This is a genomic window from uncultured Thiodictyon sp., assembly GCF_903828115.1.
Classification (GTDB): Bacteria; Pseudomonadota; Gammaproteobacteria; order Chromatiales; family Chromatiaceae; genus Thiodictyon.
On the sequence record NZ_CAIKKU010000795.1, the window covers coordinates 1 to 17,421 of the forward strand.

General features: G+C 66.3%; 20 protein-coding genes and 1 pseudogene. 12 read left to right on the forward strand and 9 right to left on the reverse strand.

Annotated features, from left to right (window positions below):
- Positions 1–267 precede the first annotated feature (267 nt).
- The gene (locus QZY48_RS29170) at positions 268–732 is read left to right on the forward strand and encodes a hypothetical protein (protein WP_295437260.1); all 465 of its coding nucleotides are present in this window, start codon (positions 268–270) and stop codon (positions 730–732) included.
- 25 nt (positions 733–757) lie between these two features.
- On the opposite strand, the gene QZY48_RS29175 is transcribed toward QZY48_RS29170, so the two are convergent.
- The 5 genes and pseudogenes from QZY48_RS29175 to QZY48_RS29190 all read right to left on the reverse strand — a co-directional run bounded on the left by QZY48_RS29175 (position 758) and on the right by QZY48_RS29190 (position 3,404).
- The gene (locus QZY48_RS29175) at positions 758–1,126 is read right to left on the reverse strand and encodes a hypothetical protein (RefSeq protein ID WP_295437262.1); all 369 of its coding nucleotides are present in this window, start codon (positions 1,124–1,126) and stop codon (positions 758–760) included.
- Between the two features lie 159 nt (positions 1,127–1,285).
- Positions 1,286–2,143 carry an HNH endonuclease family protein gene (locus tag QZY48_RS29180; protein ID WP_295437264.1) on the reverse strand — a complete coding sequence of 286 codons (858 nt, stop codon included), beginning with the start codon at positions 2,141–2,143 and terminating at the stop codon, positions 1,286–1,288.
- Positions 2,144–2,156: 13 nt separating this feature from the next.
- A pseudogene (locus QZY48_RS35125) lies at positions 2,157–2,318 on the reverse strand (hypothetical protein); the annotation flags it as partial.
- A gap of 53 nt (positions 2,319–2,371) precedes the next feature.
- The gene (locus tag QZY48_RS29185; protein WP_295437266.1) at positions 2,372–2,614 is read right to left on the reverse strand and encodes a hypothetical protein; all 243 of its coding nucleotides are present in this window, start codon (positions 2,612–2,614) and stop codon (positions 2,372–2,374) included.
- A gap of 505 nt (positions 2,615–3,119) precedes the next feature.
- Positions 3,120–3,404, reverse strand: a complete 285-nt coding sequence (locus QZY48_RS29190; RefSeq protein ID WP_295437267.1) for a DUF3883 domain-containing protein — start codon at positions 3,402–3,404, stop codon at positions 3,120–3,122.
- 56 nt (positions 3,405–3,460) lie between these two features.
- Between QZY48_RS29190 and QZY48_RS29195 the strand changes: the two genes are divergently transcribed.
- Both QZY48_RS29195 and QZY48_RS29200 read left to right on the forward strand, forming a co-directional pair.
- Positions 3,461–3,808, forward strand: coding sequence for a hypothetical protein (locus QZY48_RS29195; protein WP_295437269.1), 348 nt, complete (start codon positions 3,461–3,463; stop codon positions 3,806–3,808).
- 156 nt (positions 3,809–3,964) lie between these two features.
- Positions 3,965–4,294 (forward strand): lysozyme inhibitor LprI family protein, encoded by a 330-nt coding sequence (locus QZY48_RS29200; RefSeq protein WP_295437270.1) that lies wholly within the window; start codon positions 3,965–3,967, stop codon positions 4,292–4,294.
- A gap of 86 nt (positions 4,295–4,380) precedes the next feature.
- On the opposite strand, the gene QZY48_RS29205 is transcribed toward QZY48_RS29200, so the two are convergent.
- The 4 genes from QZY48_RS29205 to QZY48_RS29220 are packed head-to-tail and all read right to left on the reverse strand — an operon-like array spanning position 4,381 to position 8,370.
- Entirely contained in the window at positions 4,381–5,319 is a 939-nt protein-coding gene (locus QZY48_RS29205) for an HpcH/HpaI aldolase/citrate lyase family protein (RefSeq protein ID WP_295437271.1), read from the reverse strand.
- Entirely contained in the window at positions 5,316–6,464 is a 1,149-nt protein-coding gene (locus QZY48_RS29210; protein ID WP_295437272.1) for a cysteine protease StiP family protein, read from the reverse strand. Before QZY48_RS29210 ends, QZY48_RS29205 begins: the two co-directional genes overlap by 4 nt.
- Complete coding sequence (locus QZY48_RS29215) at positions 6,461–7,219, reverse strand: hypothetical protein (RefSeq protein ID WP_295437274.1); 759 nt, start codon at positions 7,217–7,219, stop codon at positions 6,461–6,463. The genes QZY48_RS29210 and QZY48_RS29215 overlap by 4 nt, the downstream gene beginning before the upstream one ends.
- On the reverse strand, positions 7,216–8,370 hold the full coding sequence (locus QZY48_RS29220; protein ID WP_295437276.1) for a phosphoribosyltransferase domain-containing protein: 1,155 nt from the start codon (positions 8,368–8,370) through the stop codon (positions 7,216–7,218). The genes QZY48_RS29215 and QZY48_RS29220 overlap by 4 nt, the downstream gene beginning before the upstream one ends.
- 255 nt (positions 8,371–8,625) lie before the next feature.
- Between QZY48_RS29220 and QZY48_RS29225 the strand changes: the two genes are divergently transcribed.
- The 9 genes from QZY48_RS29225 (at position 8,626) to QZY48_RS29265 (ending at position 17,306) form a co-directional block, all read left to right on the forward strand.
- The gene (locus QZY48_RS29225) at positions 8,626–9,081 is read left to right on the forward strand and encodes a tellurite resistance TerB family protein (protein ID WP_295437278.1); all 456 of its coding nucleotides are present in this window, start codon (positions 8,626–8,628) and stop codon (positions 9,079–9,081) included.
- 67 nt (positions 9,082–9,148) lie between these two features.
- A complete protein-coding gene (locus QZY48_RS29230; RefSeq protein ID WP_295437280.1) occupies positions 9,149–9,787 on the forward strand; it encodes a VWA domain-containing protein in 639 nt (212 codons plus the stop codon).
- 10 nt (positions 9,788–9,797) lie between these two features.
- Complete coding sequence (locus QZY48_RS29235; protein ID WP_295437282.1) at positions 9,798–10,850, forward strand: TerY-C metal binding domain-containing protein; 1,053 nt, start codon at positions 9,798–9,800, stop codon at positions 10,848–10,850.
- Between the two features lie 3 nt (positions 10,851–10,853).
- The gene (locus QZY48_RS29240) at positions 10,854–12,338 is read left to right on the forward strand and encodes a PP2C family serine/threonine-protein phosphatase (RefSeq protein WP_295437284.1); all 1,485 of its coding nucleotides are present in this window, start codon (positions 10,854–10,856) and stop codon (positions 12,336–12,338) included.
- A 17-nt stretch (positions 12,339–12,355) separates the two neighbouring features.
- Positions 12,356–13,858: a lipopolysaccharide kinase InaA family protein gene (locus QZY48_RS29245; RefSeq protein ID WP_295437285.1), complete on the forward strand. Its 1,503-nt coding sequence runs from the start codon at positions 12,356–12,358 to the stop codon at positions 13,856–13,858.
- A gap of 167 nt (positions 13,859–14,025) precedes the next feature.
- Complete coding sequence (locus QZY48_RS29250; protein ID WP_295437287.1) at positions 14,026–14,601, forward strand: TerD family protein; 576 nt, start codon at positions 14,026–14,028, stop codon at positions 14,599–14,601.
- Between the two features lie 10 nt (positions 14,602–14,611).
- The gene (locus QZY48_RS29255) at positions 14,612–15,790 is read left to right on the forward strand and encodes a TerD family protein (RefSeq protein WP_295437289.1); all 1,179 of its coding nucleotides are present in this window, start codon (positions 14,612–14,614) and stop codon (positions 15,788–15,790) included.
- Positions 15,791–15,870: 80 nt separating this feature from the next.
- Positions 15,871–16,446 (forward strand): TerD family protein, encoded by a 576-nt coding sequence (locus QZY48_RS29260; RefSeq protein WP_295437291.1) that lies wholly within the window; start codon positions 15,871–15,873, stop codon positions 16,444–16,446.
- A gap of 290 nt (positions 16,447–16,736) precedes the next feature.
- Positions 16,737–17,306: a TerD family protein gene (locus tag QZY48_RS29265; protein WP_295437293.1), complete on the forward strand. Its 570-nt coding sequence runs from the start codon at positions 16,737–16,739 to the stop codon at positions 17,304–17,306.
- Positions 17,307–17,421 lie beyond the last annotated feature (115 nt).

Genomic DNA, 17,421 nt, shown 5'->3' on the forward strand with positions numbered 1-17,421 from the left:
GAGCAGCTTCACACCGGACCGTTACCAGTCTCGCATGTGCTCCTAGGCTACGACGGGAGAAACCGTCGGTTCCATCAGGTCGCCATATAGAGACTTCCAGTAGAACAATTACTTACGCGACTTCGTGTCGCACAGTTATGACCAAGGCCCACCGCGCCTGTCATTCGCAGGACGCTTGGGGTAAGCTGTCTTCGTCAGCGACGCTGTGAATGTCCGCCGCGCAGGGCGTGACCACCACCAATCCCAGTGGAGAAACCGATGGCCCGAGTGTATCTGATCGATGACAACCCGCGCAGCCACCTTTTTTATTCAGTGGAACGTCCGGTGGGTGTCGGCTCCCCAAATCAACGTGACGATGTGTTGCTGGTACAGTTTCTGCTGAGGGTGCGGGCCGAATGCGGAGAAGGCAGTGCCGAGTATGTGCCGCCGGGTGAACAACCGCTGGCAATGGACGGGATGTGCGGTCCGCAAACAATCAAGTACATCAAGCAATACCAGAAAATCGCCTCGCAAAAAAACCCTGCGATACCCTTGGTACAAGATGGCGTGGTCAGCCCGGTGGCCGCCGGCACCGGGGGGATCTCCGGACCCGTTTCCGGCAGCATGTTATGTATCGCCGGCCTGAATTCACATTACGGTAAGATCAGAGGCAAGCCGGCGACTCTGGATATTACCAAGGATCCGTTGTTTCCGTTAGCGCTACGCCCCTATTTGAAGGTTGCGGCGTCATAGATGACTTCGCACGGGGCGAGCCAGGCTAGCGCAACACCCACCCCGCCTTGACCCTCCCCAAGACCGCGTCGACCCCGGCCAGGGCCTCTTCCGAGACCCCGCCCGCCCGGTCCAACTCCACCGTCATGGACAGGCGCAGGGTATGGCCCACGGCGGCCTTGATCAGATCATCCATCGCCTCGGCCAGGTCTACGACCTCATGGGTCTCCAGCGCGGCCACCGCCCGCCTGAGGCCGCCGGGATTGGCGATCTGCGGAGGCAGCGTGACGGACTGCGGGGCCACCCGCAGCCGCACCCCCGGCGCACCGCCCAGATCACAGGGCCAGGGGGCGGAGGCCAGGGTGCGCTCCAGCAGCCCGAGTAGGACTCCAGGGCTGGCCCGGTGGCCGCCCACACGAAGTCCGGCCCGCGGATGCCCGCGTCCCAGAAGGCGCGCAGGCGCAGCGTGACGCTGGTCTGCATGTCCTTCAAGACCTGGTTGTCCCGGCCGGGTTTGATGTCGGGCTCGCGCTTGCGGCAGACCAGCCAGAGGCAAGGGCCTACGCCAAGGCAATTAGTAGGATAACTGAAGGCGCCCGATTAAGTCTTGATGACGCGCCTGCAATTCCGCCGATGCAAAGCGGTTAAGTATCAATACTCTTTGCGAGTTCGGAAGGCTCTCTACCCGACTTTCAAAGTAACGGGTTTTCTTTGCCGCAAAATCAAGGTTACCCAAGGATGCATTCTTGCGGCGCGACAGGAGCATGAGGTTACCCAACCGGTGTCGCCAGATTTCACGCTCCGATTGGGTGAACTTCCGAACCCATTGACTCGTGTCAGAGGGCGTGAGCTGCATGATCCAGTCGGCGGAAAATTTATTGTCGACACGCTCCACGAACTCCAGCAGCTTCGTCACGCCGAACTTGCGATACCAGGCCAGCACCGGCGGCACCCAGTCCGTCGAAGGTAACCCACGGCGCATCACATTGATGCGATTACGGTAGGCATTGCCGACACTAACGGGCAAATTATCGAACAAGATCGACGTATCAAAGGCATCCTTGTACGCCTTCACTGCCTCAAAAGTCGCAGTTCCAAGCGCAAGCAATGGCCGAGGCTTGGCACCGTAGATACGTTCATCGAACTCCTTGAGTAGCCCTTCGCGAGCTTTATCTTTAACGTAGATCGTACGGACGAGCGAGAGGAAGCGATCAAATTCGTCGCGCCCAAGCTCACCTTCCACTTCCTCCCAGTAGGTAGCCCATTTGCTGCACTCCTTGTCGCTGCTGATCTCGCCGAGGTTCTTTGCCTTGAGAATGTCGCTGTTGGAAAGCGGAATCCCCCTGTCGTTGAGGATGGTAAACAGCCGGAAGGCATCGTCCAGACATCGAGCCGAGAAAATATTGTCCCTCCGGGCTATGTTCAGCCGCATAGCTCACGTCGTCGATCAGTTCAGAGATCTCGTCCCTACCCCAGACGTAGGCTCGTTGATAGTATGGAATCAAGAACCAGAATCGCGAAAAAACATCACGAACAAGGACCTTAGCGCTTTCGATCTGACCCCTCTTTACGGTACCTTCGTTCTGAGATCTTGTTACGGTATTCATGCCATCTCCCTTATGAGTATTTCGGGACTTACCACTTCCAGGGCTAGCTTGACCTAGCGCTTTTGGAACTCTTTCAGCAACTGCTCGATATTGGCATCGTCCGGCGGATTGGCCGCGGCCCAGGCCAAGGCCCACTCCAGGTCTGCCGCGGCTTGCGGCTGATGCAGCCAGCGTTCATTGTCCGGTATGACCGAGACGGTGCGCACCAGCCAGACGCCGGGCTCCTGCTCCTCGACCAGCACCTGGCGGCCCGCGTACTGCCTGCCGAGCGAGATCTGGCCCTTGGCACCGACCACTTTGACTGCTGCTGAGTGTGATGTTGGAACCATGGCTGTCTCAGGTCTTCACTATTATCTTCGGCACGTTAGCACCCTGTCCGGCGGCCGGCAAGGAGCCGCAGCGCTGTGTTCGCATCGACCATTTCGTCGACATCAACAAAATGGTCTGTCGTTTCGTGTCCGGAGACTCAGGACCCGGCCGTTCCGGGCGCGGCCCTATGTCACGCCCTTTCAGGGCTGGAGACTCTAATCCGCACCCCCAGGGCGTTGCCCTGGGCTGGTATGTGTGACCCCGTTGGGGTCAAGATGGCCCCTGGTTGGCATCGAATCCCGGCTGATCCGATGCCCATGGCGGAAACGAGCCCTCAGCCCCGAAGGGGCGCGACATACCAGCCCAGGGCAACGCCCTGGGTCATCCGTAGAACCCTGTTTAGCCCTGAAGGGGCGTGACATGGGTGGGCGCACGCAGCGGGGCGCCACACCCCGGCGACGATGGTGTCGGGGCGGGACGCCCCGACTCCTCTCACCCACTGTCGGCACAGCGAACGATGCCGCCATTGTTGATCAGGACACCGGCTTGGGCGCGGGCGAGGAGTTGGCCGAAGGGGTCCTGGACGCGAAAGAGCTGCGGCCGGGCGCTGCCGCAGTCGAAGACGGCAGAGAGCCAGTAGCGGCCGCGCAGGTTGCAGGCGCGCGCCCACTCGTCGGCGGTCGACTCGATCGCGTCGGTGCCGACCCGACCCTTGACATCAATGCCGCGCTCCTCCCCCGGGCGCTCCGACCGGAGGTCGAAACCGGGATAGTCCATGAGCCCGGCCAGGCGCGCCCGCTCGCGACGTCTTCCCGAAGCTCGCGGCCTCGGAGTTGCGCACCGCGACCTTCGCGCCCGCCGGCGGCTCGCCACTGCCGGCGGGCCTGTGCGCCTTTGTCGAACTGGACTGCGACGACCCGGGGTGCGATTGCCGCCGGGCGACGATAGCCGTCCTGGCCGAGCGCGAGCGCACCTGGGTCGCTTGCATCAATCTCGGGTTGGACTCCGGCGAGGCGATGGCCGGCCCCTTTCTGGACCCGCTGAAGCCACAGGAACCCGGTGGGAGCGGCTTCAGCCGCGACGCGATCACGCAAGCTGCCGCGGCCTCGTCGCGGCTGAGGCCGCTCCCACTGGGACCATTCATCGGTTGGCGATCACGGCCTGTTGACCGCCGTCCATGATCACCCGATGCAGGGGGCACTGCGCTGACCGGAACCGGCGGTTCCGGTCGGCGCCGCGGCGGGCCGGCATCTGGAGGAGTTGATCAAGTACTCGCCGCAGTTCAAGATCGGCATACTCTCCAACCCCAACCAATGTAAGCAACCAGGAGTGCCACCATGCGTCTGACGCTCGTTCCCGTCCTCGTCGCGGCCGTCTTCACCGGCCAGTCCGCGCTCGCCGCGAGCCCAAGCTTCAACTGTGCCAAGGCCACCCACGAGGCGGAGAAACTCATCTGCAAGGATGCCGAACTGGCCAGCCTCGACCGGAGCCTGAGCCAACTCTATGCCCTGGTGCTCAAGAACACCCCGGCGCGGGAGCAGCGGGTGCTCAAGGCCGAGCAGCGGGGCTGGGTCAAGGGACGCGATGACTGCTGGAAGTCCAGCGATGCGCGCGGCTGCATCGCCGGCGCCTATGAGGACCGCATCGCCGAGCTGAAGGACCGCTGAGCCGGCTTCTGAAGGGGCGCGGCGGGAACCAGGCAATCAGCGCCTCCCGCGCCCTGCGGAGCGGGCGGCGTTTCCCGGCACCAGGCTCAAACGTCCCCCGTGGTTGGCCGCAGCCCATAGGCACCGAACCGGGCGAGCGTGCGTGCCGCCCAGCGGCTGTGGGTGGTCGGCTCGGCCATCTGGCCGTTCAGACGAAACACGCCGACCGCCTCCGGCGCGAGGACGGCGCGCGCCAGCGCGGTCTCTCCCGGCGGCACCGCATAGGCGGCCTCGATCGGGCCGACCTGCGTCGGGTGGATCGCCGTTTTCGCGATCAACCCGTGGACCAGGTCCAATTCCAGCTCACGGGCCAGCACCTGGGGGCGATCCAGGTGCTCGAAGACCGGCGCCGACAGGTCGTAACCATGCCCGCGAAACTCGATGATCAGGTCATCGATCACCCGCCGCAGGGGCGTGTCGTATGCGGTCAGGTCCTTGGGTCGCCGGATGCCGAGCAGGTGGAGCAGGTCGTTGCCGCCGATGCGTACGCAGACCACGCGCTCCCGGTCGGCGTCCAGTCGCACCCGCAGCCGACGCAGGCGGTCGCGGCAGAAGGCGACCTCGGTTTCCACGATCGGCATGATCGCGAGGTGCCCGGCCGGGGCGAGGGCCTCCAGATAGTCGCCCAGGTTGTGCTCGTCGACCTTGGGGAGGCACACCCCATCCATCCGCTCGATGCCTTGCATCGCGACCATCTCGGCCAGGATCTCCGGGTTACGGGGCCGCAGAAAGCGCAGGGGTCCCTGTGACGTCAGTTGGGGCAGTGCCTCGCGCAGGTTGGCCAGGGCGCGCCCCAGGTCGCGGGCGTGCACGGCGTCCTCGGTACAGACCACGAGTGAGCGCAGACCGAACAGTTTGTGTCCGTTGAGCAGTGCCGGCAGGTCCGCCCGGGTGGCCGGCATGTAGAGCGAGGCCCCGAGTCGGAGATAGGACGGTTGGGCGTCGCGGCCCTCGGGCGCGGCCCTGGGGACTAAGGCACGATTCATGGTTCGTTGCTCCTGGCGGAAGCGGTGCGGCCAGTGGCGTCACCGTGTGAATGGATGATGGCGGCGGCCCGCAACGGCATCGTCGGCTCGACGCTGATGGGCACCCCGCGCGTCTCTGCCAGTTCGATCAGGTGGCGCACCTCGGCGTCGCCAGGATCGCGCAGCAGCAGTCGTTCCGGGACCCGGCGCAAGAGCACCCGGGTCGCCTCGGCGACCCCGGGCTTGATCAGGTTCTGATCGGCGATGCCGTTGCGCCCCATGCAGGCGTGCAGCCATTCCCTCGTCTGGCGGCCCCGCGCCGCCCGCGCCTCGAGCGTGATTTCCTGGATTTTAGCCGCATCGAAGGTCGCGGCGATCTGGTCGAGGAACCAGGTCGAGTGGTCCGCCGCCGCGAACTGGTCGTAGAAGACACAGCCATGGAAATCGCCCGCCCCGAGCTGGTGGTTCAGCACCGAGCGCGACACCAGTCCGGAGACGGTCGCGTTCAGGATACCGGATGGAATCGCATAATCGTCGTAGCCGGCCGCCACGTCGGCCGCCCCGCCCAGGTCGCAGAGGACATAGAGCCGATCGTCCAGGTGCTCGGGCTCGGTGCGGTTCCACCGCGCCACGGCGGCCTTGAGCTCCTGGGTGATGACCCCTTTGGCGGTCCAGCCGTCGACGAACACCAGGCCGGCGGCCGGGCGGGCGGCGACCCGCAGCAGATAGCGCAGGGCGTTGGTGTCGATCCCGCGGTCGCGGATGATCGAGATCGAGTAATGGCGGGCCGCGATGCCCAGGCGCGCGCCCAGGGCCCGGGTCAGCAGGGCGCCGATCGGGGTCCCGGCCCGGGCGAGCGAGACCACCGTGAGCGGGGCGACGCGGGTGCGGGCGATGTAGGCGGCCAGCGAGAGGATCTCGCGGCCCAGGCGCTCGGCGTGGGCCTGGGTGAGGGCGCGAAACAGCGCCAGGTAGGCAGGCGGCGGCAGTGACTCGGGGGCCAACATCTCCGAGTAGTGGCGGGTGGCGCCTTGGATCATCCGTTCCTTCAGGGCCACCGGGGTGGGCGCGAGCCGGATCGGCTTGAGCAGGAACTCGCAATCCGCGGGCGCATAGCTGCCGCTGAACGGGGCGCACGCGAGAGTCTCAGCGCGGCCCGGGGTCATGGCCAGCACGCATCATGGATTTGGGTGCGGCACGGCACCATGGCGAAGTCGCAGAGGGTCATGAAGCCCAGGTCCGAGACACTGTCGCCGATCCCCAGGAAGGTCCGCGTCGGATCGAGCGCCCGCTTGAGGTCCATGAGGTGCGCCACCGCGGCCCGCTTGTCGGCAAAGGGGGGCAAGGCGGCGAGGTTGCGGCCGTTGCGGTGCAGTCGCCACCGCTCGCCGCCCCGCTCGCGCACCAGGGTCTCCGCCCGCTCCAGGGCCGGTCCATCCCCTTTGATCGAGACATAGACGGGGACCCCCGCGTCCTCAATGACGCGCACCCGCAGCGCGAGCCCGGCGCCGTCGCTCAGGGCCGCCACCGTCGCGGCCAGGGCCTGCATCGCCGGTCCGAAGGTTTCGGTGCCGGCCGCCAACCGCTCCCGCCAGGACGGCAGGACCTCACCGTCCGGACCATAGAGGACGGCACCGTGGCTGGTGATGCGACAGTCGCGAAAGACCGGGCTCGTGACGCGATCCAAGGCGCTGCGATTGCGTCCGGTCACGGGAATGACCTCGCAACCGAGCAGCAGGTCCAGCAGGGCAAGCTGGGCCGGGGTGTGAAAGGAGAGCGGCGCGCCGGCCCGGTCATGGGCCGCCTGGGTCAGGGCCGCCGCGCCGCTGCCGCCGTGGCGGCCGGTCAGGGCGCGCGTCTTCGCCTCGGTCTGAAAGAGGGTGTCGTCCAGGTCGGTGAAGACGGTGATGGCCCGCGTCATGGGGCCCCCGCCGGGCCACGGGGGACCTCTGGGATCGGGTAACGCAGCCAGGCCAGCCCCGGGTGCGGGTCCGCGCAGGCCAGCGGGTCTTCGTAGAGTGCGATGGCGAGGCGCTGCGCCCCGGGCGGATTGTGGAGGTAATAACCGACGCCTTCGCCATAGGGATCGGGGCAGGCGACGGAGTCACCGACCGCGCCGCCCGGCAAGACCGGGGACCGGGAGGTCGTTTGAAAGGTGACGTCCAGGCCGGCCAGTTCCAGCCCCTCGGCCGCCAGAAAGGGCGCGAAGGCGCACTCCCCGGTCCCGATCACGGCCAGGGCGCGGGAGGCGGCCGCCGGGGGGAGCGCCAGGGCCGGGGGTGGCCACCCGCCGGCCGGCATCAGCAGACCGCGGCGTCCCTGGTCCGCGCGGGCCGCCCACCCGGGCCGGCGTGCCGCCACGTCGGCCGGCAGCGTGGCGGGCTTGGTCCCAGGTGTCGGCGTGAAGACGAATTGCCCGTCCAGGAGGCTGCACCACATGATCCGGCGAGACCCTGGCGGGGCGGCGAGGGCGCGAGCGATCCGCTCCCGTGTCGGGCCGTCCAGCCAGTTGACCAGGCTGACCAGCACGATCAGAGACAGTCCGGGCATCCAGGGTTGGATCTGTTCGGCAAGCCGACGCACCGACTGCCCGGTCGAGATCTCGTCATCGACGATCACCAGGGTGCGCGCGGTGCCGAAGTGGTCCGCCAGCGCGGGCATGGGATGATGCAGCAGATGGGTCGGGGCGTGGGAGTGGGCCTCCTCAAAGGTCAGTATGGGCGCCGCGGCCAGCGGCAGCCGCGTGGTGTGCTGGAAGCCGATGTCGTGGCGCCCGCTCCCGCGGGCCAGGCTGTCGGCGATCCCGGCGCCAAGCCCGGTCGCCGTCTCCGCCAAACCGATGACCCACACCGGGCCTGGGGCATCCAGCAGCGGGGCGGCGAGGCGCCGATAGGTGTCACGCATCGTTGCCGGCCGGCAGGGAATATGGCGCCCCAAGACCTTGGATACGAAGAGGAAGGGGCGGCGCGGGTTGGCGCGGGCGGCGAAGCCGAGCAACTGCCGCAACGGCAGCTCCTCGCGTTCGGTCGCGATGCGCAGGGTACCGCCGGGGATCGTGAAGGCGTATTGCATCGAGCGGGCCCCTCGGGCCGACAGTCACATGGTTGATGGCGTGTTGGGATCGCAACGGGCGACTGATGGTCTCACTAGTGGTTTCGGCGCCGGCACGACGATACACGAAGATGTCACGGTTGCAACGGTGACGAGGTGACACAATTGTCACACGCCCAGGCTTGACGAGCCCCTGGGGACGGACTATTTTGACCGTCGCGCTGAACCCCGATTAGATTAATCCGGGTTAATCATTTGTTAACTATGGTGTCACCCATGCTTCAAGGTATGTTGGATAAGCTGAAAGAAATGGGGTCCAACCTCAAGGATGACGCGACCCGCCTGCGTAACAAGTCGTTCATGAACGCCTGCACGGCCGGCTGCGCGATCATCGCGAATGCCGATGGGGTCGTGAGCCCGGACGAAAAGCGCAAGATGATGGCCTTCATGAACAGTTCCGACGTCCTGTCGCTCTACGACTCCGGCGAGGTAATCAAGGGCTTCGAGGCCCACTGCGCCAAGTACGAGTTCGATCCCCAGATCGGCGAGGCCGAGGCGCTGCGGGTGGTCGCCGGCATCAAGTCGAAGCCCGCCGAGGCCCGCCTGCTGGTACGCGCCTGCTGCGTGATCGCGGCGGCCGACGGTAATTTCGACGAGGACGAGCGTGGTGCCGTGACGCGGATTTGCCACGAACTCGGGCTGGAGCCGAGCGAGTTTCTGCCGACCAAGTAGGACATCGGGGGCCTGGGGGACCTGCCCCCACCGCCCCCGCAGATCAACGTCGCCGGGGTCTGACACGATGAGCGAGCGCCGGCTACCCGTCTATATCCTGGTCGATACCTCGGGGTCGATGCGCGGGGAGCCGATCCACGCCCTCAATGTCGGGCTCAAGGCCATGGAACAGGCCCTGCGGCGCGACCCCTTCGCGCTGGATACGGTCTATCTGTCGCTCATCACCTTCGATCTGCAGGCGCGCGAGGTCTTTCCTTTGACCCCGCTCGATGCGGTGCGCATCCCCGAGATCGAGGTTCCGGGTTCGGGCGCCACCTTTCTCGGCGCCGCCCTGAATCTGTTGATCCAGCGGGTCGACCGGGACCTGCGCCGCGGCAGTGAAACCCAGCACGGGGACTGGCGCCCCATGGTCTTTGTGATGACCGACGGCGCGCCCTCGGATACCCAGGCCTACAAGGAGGCCACGGCGGCGGTCAAGCAGCGCAACTTTGCCCGCATCGTGGCCTGCGCGGCCGGACCCAAGGCGCGGGTGGATATGCTGCGCGAACTCACCGACACGGTGGTATCGCTCGACACCCTGGACGGCTCGCTGTTTGCCCAGTTTTTTCAATGGGTCTCCGGCAGCATCGCGGCCGGCGGGCGCAGCGGACGCACCGCGGGCGACACCCTGCCGCCGTTGCCGAGCGAGTTGCGCATCGCGATCTAGAGACAACATCATGCGGCGTCTGCCCGTCTTCCTGGTACTCGATGTGTCCGAATCCATGGCCGGCGATAACCTGTTCCGCCTGGAAGAGGGCATCGGCACCATCGTCTCCACCTTGCGCACCAACCCCCAGGCCCTGGACACCGTCTGGCTCTCGGTCATTGCGTTTGCCGGTATCGCGGAGACCCTGGTCGACCTCCAGGACCTCGCCGCCTTTCGCGCCCCGGTCCTGCCGATGGGCGGCGGTACCTGCCTGGGGCTGGCACTCGACCACGTCATGAACGAGATCGATCGCCAGGTGGCGACACCCGGCCGCGACCGCAAGGGCGACTGGCGCCCCATCGTTTATCTCTTCACCGACGGCAAGCCGACCGATCAGGTCGCCGCGGCACGGGCGCGCTGGCATGACCACTATGCAACACGCGCGGACCTGGTCGCCGTCGCGATCGGACGCTATGCGGATCAGGCGACCCTGCGCTCCCTGACCGAGCACGTCCTGCTCTTCGACGATACCGCCCCCGGGGGGTTCGAGGTCTTCGTGCGCTGGCTCACCGAATCGGTGTCGGTGCAGAGCCAACGGATCGGAGAGCCCGGCAGCGGGCGCCTGTCCCTGGCGAAGGCGGACCCGAACGTGATGCAGCCCCTCAGCACGGCGGGTGCCTTGGTGCCCGGTAGCGACCGGGATTGCGTGGTGCTCGTGGGGCGCTGCCAGGGCACCGCCCGCCCCTATCTGCTCAAATACGACCGCGAGACCCTGCCGATCGCAACCGACGCCTTTTCGATCGACCTCAGCGGCTACCGGATCGCCGGGTGTTATCCGCTGACCGAGGACTATTTCCGCTGGAGCGGCGCGGGCGGCGCGGGGGGCAGTGCCAATACCGCCGATCTCATGGGCGGCGCCGCGTGCCCCCACTGCGGCAACCCGATCACGGTGGCGCTGTGCGGCTGCGGCAAGCTGATGTGCCTGCGCGGACCGGGCGAGGCGACCTGTCCCTGGTGCCGCGAGGATCTGCGGTTCGCGCCCAGTGCCGACCAGGGCTTCGACGTCGAGCGCCGCCAGGGCTGAGCCATGGACCTGGAGACCCGCACCGCCCTGTCCTTGAATCTGCTCGACTGGCTCCGCGGGCAGGTCGCGGATCATACCCGCTGGCCGAGCGGCCCGGTTTACGATCAGGCGGTGGCGGCGGCCGGGGGGCTGATCGACCTGGTCGCCTCGCCACCCCCCTCCCCGGCCGCCACCGACGCGGCCGCAGGCCAGGATGCGCCGGCGGTCGTTAAAGCGTCGGCCATGGCGTACCCGATCGGCAGGTCGGCGCCGATCGACCCCGATCAACACCCCGGGGACATCCCCGACACCCCGCGACCGCGCAGCACCCCGGTCCCACCCCAGATCATCGCCGAGATCGAATCCAACGCCCGCGTGGGTGAGCCCTTCCAGGCGCGCCTGCAGGTGCGCTCGAGCGACGGGCGCCCCATGCAGGTCCTCGGGTGCGAGGTCCCGGAGGCCCTCGGCCTCACCTATGCGGCGGGACTCTTGACCGGGATCGCCCAGCAGCCCGGCGAGCATCGGCTGGCGGTGACCTGTCAAGACCCGGATGATCCCGGCGCGCCAATCTGCCGGGCGGTCGCGCTCCTGGTCGTGAATGCCGACCCGCGCGCCCTGTGGAAGGACCTGGCGTCCGACCGGGACGCCCTGGGATGGAAGCCCGATACCGCCGCGGTACAACTGCCCGGCGCCCATGATCGGCAGCTCCTGCTGGCCAGTCGCAGAGGACGCTCGCACGCCCATATCGGGGCCTTGCGCGACGACGATTATGCCTGTTGTGTCACCGCCGCCGATGGGTGGAACCTGATTGCGGTCGCCGACGGCGCGGGGAGCGCCAGGCACTCGCGCATCGGGTCGCGCATCGCCGCCGCAACGGCCGTCGAGGTCGCCCGCCAACGGCTGCTCGATGACCAGCCGGGGCCGCGGCTCCAGGACCTGGCCACAGAGAACGCCGACCCCGGGCAGGCCCGGATCGCCGCCTACAACACCTTGGGTGCCGCCGCCTTCGAGGCGACCAAGGCCATCGAGGCCAAGGCGCAGGCCCAGGGGGGCGAACCGCGTGACTATGCGACCACCCTGTTGCTCGCCGCCCACACCCATACGCCCGCCGGCGACCTGGTGGCGACCTATTGGGTCGGCGACGGCGCCATTGCACTCTACAGCACCGGGCACGGGGTCGAGTTGCTGGGGATGCCGGAAGGCGGTGACTATGCCGGTCAGACCCGGTTCCTGGACCGCTCGGTGTTCGCCGACGGGGACCAGATCATGCGGCGCCTGAACGTCCGGCTGGTCAAGGGGTTCACCGCCCTGCTGTTGATGACCGACGGGGTGAGCGACCCATGGTTCCCGTCGGATGCGACCCTGCGGGAATCCGCGGCCTGGGTCGCCCTGTGGGCGGAGCTGGCGCCGCTGCTCGCCGCACCCGACGCGGATGCGCGCACACTCGACTGGCTCAACTTCTGGAGCCGCGGCAACCACGACGACCGCACCCTTGCGGTGTTGTGGTAGGCACCAGGAGCCAGGCCATGGCACGGACCATTACGCTTAAGACCCGGCACGGCGAGTCGGTCGCCTTCGACGACACCATCGTCGGGTCGGGGGCCATGAAGGACGTCTATTTCACCCCGGATCGCTCCTATGTGATCGGGTTTTTTCGCGAGCACCAGAGCCCCGCCGCCCGCGAGCGTCTGCGGGTCATCTGCGAAGACTATCGCGAAGGCATCTTCAGCCAGATCGGCGGCGCCTACTGGCGGGATCTCTTCTGCTGGCCTACCGGTGTCGTCGAGTACGAGGGGCGCGTCGGGGTCGTGGTCCCCGCCTATGCGCCGCACTTCTTCTTCACGCACGGCTCCGCCAACAACGATATGCTCGGCATCAAGGGCCGGGAGAAGGAGGGCAAGTGGTTCGCGAGCGCAAACAATCAGGCGCGCTTCCTGGACCCGCGCGAACGCGGCCATTGGCTCAACTACCTGCGCATCTGCATTCGCATCGCCCGCGCGGTGCGGCGCCTGCACGCCGCCGGCCTGGCCCATAGCGACCTTTCGTATAAGAACGTGCTGGTCGACCCCTGCACCGGCAACGCCTGTATCATCGATCTCGACGGGCTGGTGGTCCCCGGCAAGTATCCGCCGGAGGTCGTCGGCACCCCCGATTTCATCGCGCCGGAGGTCGTCATGACGGCGCACCTGCCCCGTGACAGCGCGGATCGCCGGCTGCCCTGCATCGCGACGGATCGGCACGCCCTGGCGGTCCTGATCTATATGTACCTGCTCTACCGCCATCCGCTGCGCGGCGGCAAGGTCCATGACCCGGATCCGATCCGTGACGAGACCCTGTCGATGGGCGAGCGGGCGCTGTTCGTCGAACACGCCAAGGATCTGAGCAATCGCATCCGGGTCGCCGACGCGCGCCCGACTGAACTGCCGTGGGTCGATACCGAGCGCATGCCATACACGCTGACCGGCCCCTATCTGACACCGCTCTTCGAGCGCGCCTTCACCGCCGGCCTGCGCGACCCCGGCAGCCGCCCCAGCGCCGAGGATTGGGAGTTCGCGTTGGTGCGCACCGCCGACTTGATCCAGCCGTGCGCCAATCGCGATTGCCCCCAGGGGTGGTTCGTCTTCGACAACCGGCGGGCCCCGCATTGCCCGTTCTGCGGCACCCCCTACCCCGGGCCGCTCCCGGTCCTGAATTTCTATTCGAGCCGGCAGGGCGACAGCTTCCGCCCGGATGACCAGCGGTTGCTGGTGTATACCAATCAGTCGCTGTTCGAGTGGCATGTCAATCGCCATGTGACCCCCAACGAACGGCTGACCGAGGCACAGAAGACGCGGGTCGGCTACTTCGTGTTCCACCACGGGGCCTGGTGGTTCGTCAACGAGCGACTGCCCCATTGCCGCGATCTCAGCGCCGGGCGCGAGATCGCGGTGGGCGAGCGCGTGGCGCTGCGCGATGGACTCCAATTACTCCTGTCACGGGAGGCGGGCGGACGCCTGGCGCTCGTGCAACTGGCCGGGACTATGCCGTAACCCGGGTCTCTTTAATCCTCTCACAGAGACACAGAGTAGATCGAAACGGCTATCGATTATTGTCTGTTGAGTATTTCTTTCTTTGTGTCTCCGTGTCTCCGTGAGAGAATCTTTCTGACGGTCGGCGCAGTCTTCATCATCAACCAATATAGCGGATAGGTATCATCATGGCACTGAATCTCTCAAAGGGTGAGCGGATCTCGTTGGAGAAGACCGGCGGCCCCGGCTTGGCACGCGTCGTGCTGGGTCTGGGATGGGGCAAGCGCAAGAAGAAGGGATTCTTTGGATCATCGCAGATCGAGGTCGATCTCGACGCCTCCTGCCTGCTGTTCGCGGCCAGGGTACTGACCGACAACGTATGGTTCCGGCAATTGCAGAGTCAGTGTGGGGCCGTCCGTCACACCGGCGATGACCGCGCGGGCGGCGGTAGCGACGACAACGAACGGATCAGCGTCGACTTGGGCAAGCTGCCGGCCGCCGTCGATGTGTTGATCTTCACCGTGAATTCATTCCTCAACGACAGCTTCGAGGGCATTCCCAACGCCCGCTGCCGCCTGTTGGACGCCGCCGGAAACAAGGAACTGGCCCGCTTCGACCTGTCGCTCGACGGGGCCGATCACACCGGCATGGTGATGGCCAAACTATACCGCGAAAACGGTGCCTGGAACCTGCAGGCGATCGGCGAGAAGGGCACGGGCCGCACCTTTAACGATATGATGCCGTTGATCGGCCGCTACCTCTGAGGTGACCCCAATGGAGCTTCAATCCGGCCAGAACGCGCCCGTCGGCACGGGCGCGTTGCGTCTGGCCCTGACCTGTGACCCGCCCAACCAGGCCGCGAGCCTGGACGTGAGCGCCTTTCTGCTCGATGCCGCGGGCCGGGTGGCGGGGGACGGCGGCTTCGTCTTCTATGGCAGCCCGAGCGATCCCGCCGGTGCCGTGCGGCTCGATCCGGTCGCCGCCAGCTTCCAGATCGAGCCCGGCCGACTGCCGGGCGGGATCGAGCGGGTCGTGGTCGCATTGAGCATCGATCAGGGCGTGGCCGGGCTGCACGCCTTCGCGCAGTTTCGGGCGCTGCGCCTGACCCTGACGGGTCAGGGGGTCGACCTGCAGTTCCCGGTCGCGACCGGGGGCATGGCGGAAAGCGCGCTGATCATGGGGGAACTGTATCTGCGCAACGGTGCCTGGAAACTGCGTGCCTTGGGTCAGGGGTTCGCCGGCGGACTGGCCCCGCTCGCCCGCAACTATGGCGTCGATGTGAGCGAGGCGGCGGCGCCGCCGGCACCACCACCGGCAGCGCGTCCGCCCGCCGCGGCGCCCCCGACCGCGGCCGCCGCGCCCTCGCGCATCAACCTGAAGAAGCGTGAGCCGATCTCACTGGAGAAACCCGCCAAGGGGTTTGGGCAGATCGACGTCAACCTCAACTGGACCCGCGGTCAGGTCAAGCGCGGGTTCTTCGGGGGCAGCGGCGGCGGTATCGACCTGGACCTGGGGTGCATGGTCGAGCAAGCCAGCGGCGACAAGGACGTGATTCAGGCCCTTGGCAAGCGCTTCGGTCGCCTCGACGCGGCACCCTTCGCGAAGCTGCTCGGGGACGATCGCACCGGCGAGTCCGACTCCGGCGAGACCCTGTTGATCAACGGCGACCGGTGGGGCGATCTCAAACGGGTCCTCATCTACGCCTACATCTACGAGGGCGCCCCGAACTGGGCCGCCGCCAACGCGGTCGTAACGCTCAAGGCACCCGGTTCGCCCGAGTTGGTGGTCGCGCTCGATGAGCACGCGACCGGCAAGGGCATGTGCGCGATTGCGCTGCTCGAGAACGATGGCGGACGGATTCGCGTGACCAAACTGGTGGAGTACTTTGCCGGACACCAGCAGGTCGACGAGGCCTACCGTTTCGGCTTCCAGTGGAAGGCCGGCAGCAAGTAGGCCGGTAGGGCAAACAGGCTGAACCAAACCGGCGCGCCGGCGTCGAACATTCTTCATTCGCGTTAGAGGAGCAACCGATCATGGCCGTTTCACTGCAAAAGGGTGGGCGGGTCTCGCTGGACAAGGCGGCGCCCGGACTCAAGAATGTCCATGTGGGGCTGGGCTGGGACCCGCGCGCGACCGACGGTGCCGAGTTCGACCTGGACGCCTCGGCCTTCCTGGTCGCCGCCTCCGGCAAGGTCCGCGGTGACACCGATTTCATCTTCTATAACCAGTTGAAGTCCGCCTGCGGCTCGGTCGAGCACACCGGCGACAACCGCTCTGGGGCCGGCGACGGTGATGATGAGGTAGTCTATGTCTACCTCGACCGGGTGCCCGCGGACGTCGCGAAGATCGTCTTCACCGTCACCATCCATGAGGCGGACGCCCGCAAGCAGAACTTCGGTCAGGTGGGCAACGCCTATATCCGGCTCGTCAACAAGGACACCGGTGCCGAGGTCGTACGCTTCGATCTCGGGGAGGAATACTCGACCGAGACCGCGATGGTATTCGCCGAACTCTATCGCAACGGCGCCGAATGGAAGTTCAATGCCATCGGCCAGGGCTATGCCGGCGGTCTGGCACCCATGGCACGGCAGTACGGCGTCACGGTCTGACGGCTCAGGCCGCGGACCCGCGGAGACGCTGCCGACGTCCTTTTCCCGGCCCGACCGATCGTGGCGGGCCATTTGACCTAAGAAGAGTATTTGGCCGCAAATGAACGCAAATAAGCGCAAATAGACCTGCTGGTTGGCATTGTCGCGGGCGTCACCCGGACAGCGAACATGCAGCAAACGCCAAGTCTCTGATTATTTGCGTCAATTTGCGTTCATTTGCGGCTAGATTCCTTTTTCTGAGTTCAATCAACCACGACCGCACGGCGGTCGAACCAATGGAGATCGTACACATGCCAGTCAATCTGACCAAGGGCGGCAACGTTTCACTGACCAAAGAGGCCCCGGGGATCAGCAAGATCCGCTTCGGCCTGGGCTGGGACGCCCGCAGCACCGACGGCGCCGCCTTCGACCTGGACGCGGTCGCGGCGGTCGTCGGCGAGAGCGGCAAGGTCCTCTCCCAGCCGTACTTTGTCTTCTTCAACAACCTGGAGACACCGGAGAAGGCCGTGATCCACCGCGGCGACAACCGCAGCGGTGCCGGCGAGGGGGACGACGAGGTGATCGAGATCGATCTCATCAAACTGCCGGCCGAGGCGGCCAAGATCGTCTTTGCGGCGACCATCTACGATGCCGATACCCGCAAGCAGAACTTCGGCCAGGTGGCCAACGCCTACATCCGCGCGGTGGACGAGGCGAGCGGTGCCGAGCTGATGCGCTTTGATCTGAGCGAGGACTTCTCCACCGAGACCGCGCTGGTCTTCGGCGAACTCTACCGCCGTGAGGCCGAATGGAAGTTCAAGGCCGTAGGGGCCGGCTACACGGACGGTCTGGCCGGTCTCGCTCGCGATTACGGGGTCTAGCATCAGAACTGATGTGTTGACGCCGATCCCGTAGGGTACGCATCGCGTACCCGCCGAGCCGCGGCAACTTCTGGGGCTGGGCGTCGTTGTCGTTGTCGTTGTCGTAATCGAACAA

What these genes read in the sequence shown, in the direction of transcription:
- QZY48_RS29180 (WP_295437264.1), bottom strand. Translation starts at nt 2,143, where the DNA reads ATGCGGCTGAACATAGCCCGGAGGGACAATATTTTCTCGGCTCGATGT.
- QZY48_RS29190 (WP_295437267.1), bottom strand. Translation starts at nt 3,404, where the DNA reads ATGGACTATCCCGGTTTCGACCTCCGGTCGGAGCGCCCGGGGGAGGAG.
- QZY48_RS29200 (WP_295437270.1), top strand. Translation starts at nt 3,965, where the DNA reads ATGCGTCTGACGCTCGTTCCCGTCCTCGTCGCGGCCGTCTTCACCGGC.
- QZY48_RS29205 (WP_295437271.1), bottom strand. Translation starts at nt 5,319, where the DNA reads ATGAATCGTGCCTTAGTCCCCAGGGCCGCGCCCGAGGGCCGCGACGCC.
- QZY48_RS29210 (WP_295437272.1), bottom strand. Translation starts at nt 6,464, where the DNA reads ATGACCCCGGGCCGCGCTGAGACTCTCGCGTGCGCCCCGTTCAGCGGC.
- QZY48_RS29215 (WP_295437274.1), bottom strand. Translation starts at nt 7,219, where the DNA reads ATGACGCGGGCCATCACCGTCTTCACCGACCTGGACGACACCCTCTTT.
- QZY48_RS29220 (WP_295437276.1), bottom strand. Translation starts at nt 8,370, where the DNA reads ATGCAATACGCCTTCACGATCCCCGGCGGTACCCTGCGCATCGCGACC.
- QZY48_RS29225 (WP_295437278.1), top strand. Translation starts at nt 8,626, where the DNA reads ATGCTTCAAGGTATGTTGGATAAGCTGAAAGAAATGGGGTCCAACCTC.
- QZY48_RS29230 (WP_295437280.1), top strand. Translation starts at nt 9,149, where the DNA reads ATGAGCGAGCGCCGGCTACCCGTCTATATCCTGGTCGATACCTCGGGG.
- QZY48_RS29235 (WP_295437282.1), top strand. Translation starts at nt 9,798, where the DNA reads ATGCGGCGTCTGCCCGTCTTCCTGGTACTCGATGTGTCCGAATCCATG.
- QZY48_RS29240 (WP_295437284.1), top strand. Translation starts at nt 10,854, where the DNA reads ATGGACCTGGAGACCCGCACCGCCCTGTCCTTGAATCTGCTCGACTGG.
- QZY48_RS29245 (WP_295437285.1), top strand. Translation starts at nt 12,356, where the DNA reads ATGGCACGGACCATTACGCTTAAGACCCGGCACGGCGAGTCGGTCGCC.
- QZY48_RS29250 (WP_295437287.1), top strand. Translation starts at nt 14,026, where the DNA reads ATGGCACTGAATCTCTCAAAGGGTGAGCGGATCTCGTTGGAGAAGACC.
- QZY48_RS29255 (WP_295437289.1), top strand. Translation starts at nt 14,612, where the DNA reads ATGGAGCTTCAATCCGGCCAGAACGCGCCCGTCGGCACGGGCGCGTTG.
- QZY48_RS29260 (WP_295437291.1), top strand. Translation starts at nt 15,871, where the DNA reads ATGGCCGTTTCACTGCAAAAGGGTGGGCGGGTCTCGCTGGACAAGGCG.
- QZY48_RS29265 (WP_295437293.1), top strand. Translation starts at nt 16,737, where the DNA reads ATGCCAGTCAATCTGACCAAGGGCGGCAACGTTTCACTGACCAAAGAG.